Origin of the sequence: Candidatus Pelagibacter communis (assembly GCF_001180185.1) — a bacterium.
GTDB lineage: Bacteria > Pseudomonadota > Alphaproteobacteria > Pelagibacterales > Pelagibacteraceae > Pelagibacter > Pelagibacter ubique_F.
Window position 1 is genome coordinate 1 of sequence record NZ_CVSS01000056.1, and the last position, 5,822, is coordinate 5,822.

Here is a 5,822-nt window from a genome sequence, read left to right on the forward strand (position 1 = left end):
ATAATAATTTCTTATCTTTATATTATTATTTATGCTATTTCCAATATCTATGGTCAAGCTAGTGTTTAGTTCTTTCTTTAAAGCTTCTTCCTTTACAAAGATTTCTTTATAAATCAAATTTTCCTCTTGTAAAATATTTTGTGAAGATGTCCAAAATTTGGAATTTTGATTAAATGAACATCCAGCAATCAATAAGATCAAAAGAATTAAAAAAAGATTATTCACTTAAATCTCTATTCAATCTTTTTTGTGACTCTATCTTTAAGTCTTGATTAGCATTTTCTAATAAGATTATTTGATTAAAAAATTCTTTTGATTTTAGTTTTTCATCTTTAGCAAAGAAATATTCTGCCATCAAATACAATGCGTGTGATTTCCAAACACTATTTGAATTAATTATTGGGTTAAGAATTTCTAATAATCTATTTTCATCACTTGTATCAGCATTATATAATGCTTTCTTATAGATTATCAAATTTTTAATCTCTTGATTTAAAGGTGTCCCCTCTATAACAGAATCAAATAATTCATTAATTTTTATATCATCTGTAGTAAGCTGATTATCAATTATGAAATATAGAGAAAGTGGTGAATAAGTTGAATCATTTTCATTTATGAGATCAATTAAAGCATTTTTGGTGAATTCTTTATTTTCCTCTGAATACTCAGTTACTAATGAGTTATATTGATCAGAAATTTTTAGCTTTTTTTTTATCTTTATATTCAAAATAAAGAAAGAAACTAGCTATAAATATTACTGCCAATGAAAATATTGTAATTAATAATTTTTTATTATTTACAAAAAAATTTTTAATTTTTTCGTTCCGTGTATTTGCATTTATAATTGCTGTATCTTCATCCATAATCAAATCATATTTCTTAAAACATACTGCAGTATTCCACCATTTTTGTAGTACTCAAGCTCATTATTGGTATCTATTCTACATAATGTTTTTATTCTTTTAATTTCTCCTGAGACATACTTTATTTCAATTGTTACTTTGTCTGATGGATTTAATCCTTCCTCAATTTTTTCAATTGATATCAGCTCAGAACCTTTCAAATTCAAATTTTTTCTATTTACATTTTCTATAAACTGTAAAGGTAAAATGCCCATGCCAATTAAATTAGACCTATGAATTCTCTCAAAACTTTCAGCTATTACAACTTTAACACCTAATAATTTTGTTCCTTTGGCAGCCCAATCTCTTGATGATCCAGTCCCATATTCTTTGCCTCCTATTACTATTAAATCAGTGCCTCTTTTTTTATACTCAACAACAGCATCATAAATTGGCATTACTTTTTCCTCAGGATATAATTTTGTAAATCCACCTTCAGTTCCTGGTACCATCTCATTTCTTATTCTTATATTAGCAAAAGTACCTCTCATCATAACCTCATGATTTCCTCTTCTTGCACCATATGAATTGTAATCTTTAGGTAAAATTTGATGCTTCATAAAATACTCCCCAGTAGGACTCTCTTTTTGAATATTTCCAGCAGGTGAAATATGATCTGTAGTAACCATATCTCCTAAGATAAGCAATGGTCTAGCGTCTTTAACTTTTTTAAATCCCTCAGGTTGATCTGGTAAATTGTCAAAGAATGGAGGTTTTTTTACATATGTAGAATTTGCCTCCCATTTATATATACTACTTTTTTCAGTTTTAATTTGCTGCCATTGCTTAGGTCCTTCAGAGACATTTGAATATCTTTTAATAAACATGTCCGCACTCAATGATGATTTTAATTTATCTTCTATTTCTTTATTTGTTGGCCAAATATCTTTCATAAAAACTTCTTTTCCATTTTTATCTTTTCCAAAAGAATCTTTATATAAATCAAAATCCATATGGCCAGCCAATGCGTAAGCAACAACTAAAGGGGGTGATGCTAAATAATTAGCCTTTATATGAGGTGAAATCCTTCCCTCAAAATTTCTATTTCCAGATAAAACAGATACTGCATAGATATTTTCTTTTTGAATTGAATCAACAATATTATCAGCTAGTGGCCCAGAATTTCCTATACATGTAGTGCAACCATAACCCACAAGGTTAAAACCAAGTTTGTCCAAATAAATATTTAAACCAGCTTTTTCTAAATAATCTGTAACAACTTGAGATCCTGGCGCTAATGACGTTTTTACCCAAGGTTTTACCTCAAGGCCTAATTCAACGGCTTTTTTTGCAAGCAAGCCTGCACCAATTAAAACATTGGGATTTGAGGTATTGGTACATGAAGTTATTGCAGCAATTAAAATTGATCCATCTTTTATATCGTAATCAGTATTAGCAACTTTAGAAACTGAGAATTCTTTCTTGGAAGTTATTTCTTCAAAACTTTTTTTAAAGCTTTGAGAAGCATCAGTCAACAATACCTTATCCTGAGGTCTTTTGGGTCCAGATATTGTTGGAACTATAGTAGACATATCCAAAATTAACTTATCAGTAAACTCAATTTCATCACTTGCCCATAAGCCCTGAGCTTTGGCATATTTCTCTACAATTTTTACAGTTAAGTTGTCTCTACCAGAAAATCTTAAATATTTAAGAGTCTCATCATCTATTGGAAAAAAACCACAAGTAGCACCATACTCTGGTGCCATGTTTGCAATTGTTGCACGATCAGCTAATGTTAAATTTTTTAATCCTTCTCCATAAAATTCGACGAATTTACCTACTACTCCTTTATCCCTTAACATTTTTACAACTGTCAAAACTAAATCAGTAGCTGTAGTGCCTTCTGGCATTTTGTTTTTAACTTCAAATCCGATAACTTCAGGAATTAACATTGATATTGGTTGACCCAGCATACCAGCCTCAGCTTCAATTCCACCAACACCCCAGCCTAAAACTGATAAACCATTTACCATAGTAGTATGACTATCTGTACCAACAAGGGTGTCTGGAAATAAATAATTATCCTTTTTATATTTTGCTGACCAAACCACTTTAGATAAGTATTCTAAATTCACTTGGTGACATATCCCCGTTCCAGGTGGAACAATCCTTAAATTATCAAATGCTTGTTGTCCCCATTTTAAGAAAGAATATCTTTCACCATTTCTTTCAAATTCCATTTCTACATTCTTATTAAAAGATTCTGGTTTAGCTGATTGATCTACTTGTACAGAGTGATCAATTACAAGATCAACTGCTGATAATGGGTTAATTGTATTTGGATCTTTATTTTTTTCTTTTACAGCCTCTCTCATTGCTGCTAAATCTGCAACAGCAGGTATTCCTGTATAATCTTGCAACAAAACTCTTGCTGGCCTATATGCTATTTCTGTTTTTGATTTTTTTTCATCAAGCCAATTTTTTATTGCTTCGATTTGATTTTTATTGACTGATATATCATCTTCATATCTTAAAAGATTTTCTAAAAGCACCTTTAGAGATTTTGGCAATTTTGAGATACCATTTAAGCCATTATCCTCTGCTTTAGTTAAGGAATAGATCTTATAAGTTTTATTATCAATTTCTAAATCTGATAATGAATTATATGAATTTTTTGATCCTGGTTTCATAGTTTATATATAAAATGTAATTATGCTCAAAAGAAGAAGAACTGACATAACATAATTAAAATACTTAATAAATTTCTCATTTGTCGCAAATTTCCTCAAAAATTTTCCAATAAACGTCCATAATGTTATGCTTGTTGATGAAAATAAGAAGGCAAGAACTACCACCTGGGTCGCATAGCTTATATAATTTGCTCCCAATTCTACGTATGTAGAGACAACAATTATTGCTACTGAAACACCTTTTGGATTTAAATATTGAAAAAGAAAAGTTTCAATAAATTTGACTGGATTTTCTTTTTTTATCTCACTAGATCTACTGGAAAAAGCAATTTTGTAAGCAAGATATAATAAAAACAATGTCCCCAAATATTTTATTACTAGCTGAATAATTGGGAATAACTTAAAAATATTTATTAAACCAATCGTCAGAAAAAGGACTAAAGAAGTAAATCCTAAAGTAACACCAAGGATATGAGGAATGGTTTTAGTTATCCCAAAATTAAATCCTGAGTAGGAAGCTACGACATTATTAGGCCCAGGTGTATAAGCTGCAACAAACCAAAACAATGCTATTGAGAATATTTCTGGATGCATATTCAGGCTATTGGCAATCCGTTTTCAGATTTTTGTGAAGGATGAACCAAAATTACTTTACCATCTTTGTCAATTGAGCCCAAAATTAAAACCTGTGAAACAACTCCAGCAATATTTTTTTCAGCAAAATTACATACACCAATTACCTGTTTTCCTTTTAAATTCTCTTCATTATAATAATGAGTTATCTGTGCTGAAGATTGCTTAACTCCTATTTCTTCACCAAAATCAACTTCAACGACTAAAGAGGGTTTTCTAGCTTTTTCATTTTTTTTTACAGATATTACGGTACCAACTCTAATATCAACTTTATCAAAAATATCATATGTTATTTGTTCTTTCATAATGGCTGTATTTATAATAATTATTAGTTATGAGTACAGATATTAATTTAGATGAATTATATAATAATTCAGTTAAAATTTTGACTGACCTTATAGGATTTAGAACAATTTCTGGAGAAGATAACAGTGCATTAATCAATTATTGTGAGGATTATCTTCACAAACTTGGGGCCAGGTCTTTTAAGACATTTGACGAAGAAAAAAAAAGAGTAAATCTTTTTGCCACTATTAAATCAAAAAAAGCAAATGGGGTTAAACCAATTATTTTATCTGGTCATACCGATACTGTGCCCGTAAGTAAAAGCTGGAGCACGGATCCATTTAAAGCAACTATAAAAGGTGGTAAATTATATGGCAGAGGTTCGTGTGATATGAAAGGCTTTATTGCATGTGCTTTAGCATATGCACCTATTTATTCAAAATCGAATTTAAATAGGGATATACATTTTTCATTTACTTTTGATGAGGAAACAGCATGTCTTGGTGCACCAATTTTAATTAAAGAGCTTAAGAAAAGAAATATTCAGGACGGTATTTGTATTATTGGAGAGCCGACAAAGATGAAAATTATAGATGCTCATAAAGGATGTTATGAATATACAACCTATTTTGAAGGATTAGCAGGACATAGCTCAGCTCCACATAAAGGTGTTAGTGCAGTTGAATTTGCTACAAGATATGCAAATAAATTAATCGAACTGAGAGAAGATCTTAAAAAACGAGCTCCAAAAAACTCTATATTTGATCCGCCTTTTTCTACACTTCAAGTAGGAGGTATATTTGGAGGAATAGCTCACAATGTTATCGCTGACAAATGCCACATTAATTGGGAAACAAGACCAGTAGTAAAAGAGGATGGAATTTTTTTAAATAATGAAATCGATAATTTTGCAAATGAATATCTTTTGCCTGAGATGAAGAAGGTTTTTCCAGACTCTAAAATTACAAAAAAAATAATAGGAGAAGTTACAGGATTTGATAGAGTTAAGAAATCTGAAGCTTGTGAGCTGGTTGCTAGTTTGACGGGAGATAATTCAAGAGAAGTGGTTTCCTTCGGAACAGAAGCGGGATTATTTCAAGAAATTGGAATGAGCACTGTTGTTTGTGGACCTGGCTCCATCGAACAAGCACATAAAGTCGACGAATTTATAGAGCTTAGTGAATTAAAAAAATGCTTAAATTTTTTAGATGGTTTAAACTCAATATCTATTTCAAATTAAGAAAATAAATATTAATGTAATTCACTCAATGTAGGCATTGAGTCACCTGCACCTAATTTTGTAGTTGATAATCCAGCTTCTGTTCCGAAGGAAACCACTTCTCTTGAATTATCTCCCGTCAAACTAGCA

7 protein-coding genes are annotated in these 5,822 nt (G+C 30.4%); 1 reads left to right on the forward strand and 6 read right to left on the reverse strand.

Annotated elements, in window-relative coordinates; translation table 11 throughout:
- From AMN95_RS05250 to AMN95_RS05270, 6 genes are all read right to left on the reverse strand, one after another.
- The coding region (locus tag AMN95_RS05250; RefSeq protein ID WP_143323773.1) for a hypothetical protein at positions 1-225 on the reverse strand (225 nt) is incomplete at its 3' end.
- Positions 218-727 carry a hypothetical protein gene (locus tag AMN95_RS05255; RefSeq protein WP_256997958.1) on the reverse strand — a complete coding sequence of 170 codons (510 nt, stop codon included), beginning with the start codon at positions 725-727 and terminating at the stop codon, positions 218-220. The genes AMN95_RS05255 and AMN95_RS05250, both read right to left, overlap by 8 nt.
- Positions 690-863 (reverse strand): hypothetical protein, encoded by a 174-nt coding sequence (locus tag AMN95_RS05755; protein WP_256997959.1) that lies wholly within the window; start codon positions 861-863, stop codon positions 690-692. The genes AMN95_RS05255 and AMN95_RS05755 overlap by 38 nt, the downstream gene beginning before the upstream one ends.
- Positions 864-865: 2 nt before the next feature.
- On the reverse strand, positions 866-3,535 hold the full coding sequence (acnA, locus tag AMN95_RS05260; protein ID WP_075522912.1) for an aconitate hydratase AcnA: 2,670 nt from the start codon (positions 3,533-3,535) through the stop codon (positions 866-868).
- Between the two features lie 3 nt (positions 3,536-3,538).
- The gene (locus AMN95_RS05265; protein WP_075522913.1) at positions 3,539-4,129 is read right to left on the reverse strand and encodes a LysE family translocator; all 591 of its coding nucleotides are present in this window, start codon (positions 4,127-4,129) and stop codon (positions 3,539-3,541) included.
- Positions 4,130-4,131: 2 nt separating this feature from the next.
- Positions 4,132-4,473, reverse strand: a complete 342-nt coding sequence (locus tag AMN95_RS05270; RefSeq protein WP_075522914.1) for a tRNA-binding protein — start codon at positions 4,471-4,473, stop codon at positions 4,132-4,134.
- Between the two features lie 29 nt (positions 4,474-4,502).
- On the opposite strand from AMN95_RS05270, the gene argE reads away from it, so the two are divergent.
- Complete coding sequence (gene argE, locus AMN95_RS05275) at positions 4,503-5,693, forward strand: acetylornithine deacetylase (RefSeq protein WP_075522915.1); 1,191 nt, start codon at positions 4,503-4,505, stop codon at positions 5,691-5,693.
- The last annotated feature ends 129 nt before the right edge of the window (positions 5,694-5,822 follow it).

Excerpts from the sequence above, each read along its gene's own strand:
- AMN95_RS05755 (WP_256997959.1), bottom strand. The coding sequence starts at position 863 with ATGGATGAAGATACAGCAATTATAAATGCAAATACACGGAACGAAAAA.
- acnA (WP_075522912.1), bottom strand. The coding sequence starts at position 3,535 with ATGAAACCAGGATCAAAAAATTCATATAATTCATTATCAGATTTAGAA.
- AMN95_RS05265 (WP_075522913.1), bottom strand. The coding sequence starts at position 4,129 with ATGCATCCAGAAATATTCTCAATAGCATTGTTTTGGTTTGTTGCAGCT.
- AMN95_RS05270 (WP_075522914.1), bottom strand. The coding sequence starts at position 4,473 with ATGAAAGAACAAATAACATATGATATTTTTGATAAAGTTGATATTAGA.
- argE (WP_075522915.1), top strand. The coding sequence starts at position 4,503 with ATGAGTACAGATATTAATTTAGATGAATTATATAATAATTCAGTTAAA.